The following is a 2,244-nucleotide window of genomic DNA, read 5'->3' as shown; positions in this document are numbered from 1 at the left end:
GATCAGGTACCCTTGCAGAAGCGCGTAAACGTGAACATTACTTAAAACCTAGCGATGTTCGCAAAATGAAGAAAAGAGCTGCTCGTAAACGTCGTTCTCGTTAACTATTGATTTGAAAAAGGCATTGATGCCTTTTTTTTTATGTGTGCCGGGCATGTTGAATAATTTGGGAGTGAAAGTCTCTTACACGGGAAGATGTCAAACGAAGTGTTAGCCAAAGGCAAGGTGTTTACCGTGAGGTAAAAGCTGAAGGAAGCTCTAGGCAAAATCTTGACTCGAGGAACACAAATCACATAAGGCCGTTATTATGGGTAAGGTTGCATAACAAACTAAAGCCCGTAGGCATCAAGGAGATATAATAATAGGTAAATGTGGCGAGTAAAAGAGGAAGGTTATTAGGCTTACCCCGGGAGGTCTTGCGAACATATATAGTTATATGTGCGAAAAAGGTTAATCGCAAGAAGTCAGCAGAGGTCATAGTAGGTAGAAATACTGAAGGACTGAATAATGTATATAAACTAGCAAATGTAAATTAGGTGTTGTATGTAAAACAGTAAACTGGTATTAAACTAGCCTAACTTCGATTGTATCGTAAGGAACATAGGAGCCTTTAGGGTAAATAGTACAACACTACAAGGAAAGGAGCAGTTTACAATGGAACTTTTAGATAAAGTCTTAAGTGAATCTAATCTTAAAGATGCAATGACTAAAGTTGTAAAGAATGGTGGTAGTGCTGGTATAGATGGAATGGATGTCCAGGAAGGTAGATATTACTTTCTAAAACATAAAGAGGAAATCATTAACCAAATTAAAACGAGAACTTATAAACCCCAACCGGTTAAAAGAGTAGAAATACCAAAACCGGATGGCGGTATAAGAAATCTAGGAATACCATGTGTTATTGATAGAATTATCCAACAAGCCATTAATCAAGTACTTAGTCCAATTTATGAAGAACAGTTTTGCGAATTTAGTTATGGATTTAGACCTAATAGGGATTGCCATATGGCAATTAATAAAAGTTTAGAATACCTAAATGAAGGTTATACCATAATAGTTGATATTGATTTAGAGAAGTTTTTCGATAAGGTAAATCACGATAAGTTAATGCAAGTTATTAATAATACTATTAAGGATTCTGATTTACTATCAATCATTAGGAAATATCTAGTAAGCGGTATTATGATAAACGGATTATTAGTAAATAGTGATGAAGGAACGGTGCAAGGTGGTCCTATGTCGCCACTGCTTTCAAATATAATGCTTAATGAACTAGACAAGGAACTAATGAAGCGAGGATTAAGATTTGTTCGCTATGCTGATGATTGTAATATATATGTTAGAAGCATTAGAGCAGGTCAAAGAGTTATGAAAGGAATAACAAGTTTTATAGAAAACAAGCTATTCTTAAAAGTAAACCAAAGTAAAAGCAAAGTAGATAGCTATAAGACTATTAAATTTTTAGGCTTTGGCTATTACTATAATCCCCGGAGCAAGCAAATACGTGTTAAAGTACATCAAAAATCAATCAAAAGATTAAAAGACAAGCTCAAGGCGTTAACATCAAGAAGTTGGAGCGTGAAATTAAAATACCGTCTATTTAAGTTAAAACAAGTAATAGTCGGGTGGGTAAATTATTATCGACTAGCAGATATGAAATCATTAATGATTAAAATGGATAGTTTTCTTAGAAGAAGAATAAGGGCTTGTATATGGAAAGCCTGGAAACTAATATCTAAAAGATTTAGTGCACTAAAACAATTAATAAGAATATTCAAATTAAATAAGACAACTGAAGATGCATGGGCGTTAGCCAATACAAGAAAAGGTATAGCGCATACTTCTAAATCATTAAATGGATTTATAACAACAAAAGCACTAGCCATAAAAGGACTAGTGTCAATGAAGGAATATTATAAATTTTCACGTTTGAAATTGAACATACATTAAACCGCCCACTACGGAACCGTACGGTGTGGTGGTGTGAGAGGGATGAAATAAGTAATAATAAAATTATTTATTTCTCTCTACTCGATGTTTCTTTCATATTTTCATTATTTTTTCATATATTTTAATGGTGATTGAATGAAACTTAATAATAAAATTAAATTAAGTCTTTATAAAGATGAGAAAATAATAATTGAGAATTATAATGAATTAAAAGATATTTCAGAAAATACTATTTTTGTTGATATATATAAGATTGGTGGCCAGTTTTTAAAAATAAAACGAATGGATAATTAT

2 protein-coding genes are annotated in these 2,244 nt (G+C 32.5%); both read left to right on the top strand.

From position 1 onward, the window contains the following. Window positions 1-104, top strand: a 104-nt coding sequence (gene rpsU, locus VK998_RS01745) for a 30S ribosomal protein S21 (RefSeq protein WP_325224812.1), incomplete at its 5' end; no start/stop codon positions are given. 550 nt (window positions 105-654) lie between these two features. Beyond that, a complete protein-coding gene (gene ltrA / locus VK998_RS01740) occupies window positions 655-1,950 on the top strand; it encodes a group II intron reverse transcriptase/maturase (RefSeq protein WP_325224809.1) in 1,296 nt (431 codons plus the stop codon). The last annotated feature ends 294 nt before the right edge of the window (window positions 1,951-2,244 follow it).

Origin of the sequence: Schnuerera sp. (assembly GCF_035459645.1) — a bacterium.
Classification (GTDB): domain Bacteria; phylum Bacillota; class Clostridia; order Tissierellales; family Tepidimicrobiaceae; genus Schnuerera.
This window is presented reverse-complemented; position numbering and strand designations above follow the sequence as displayed.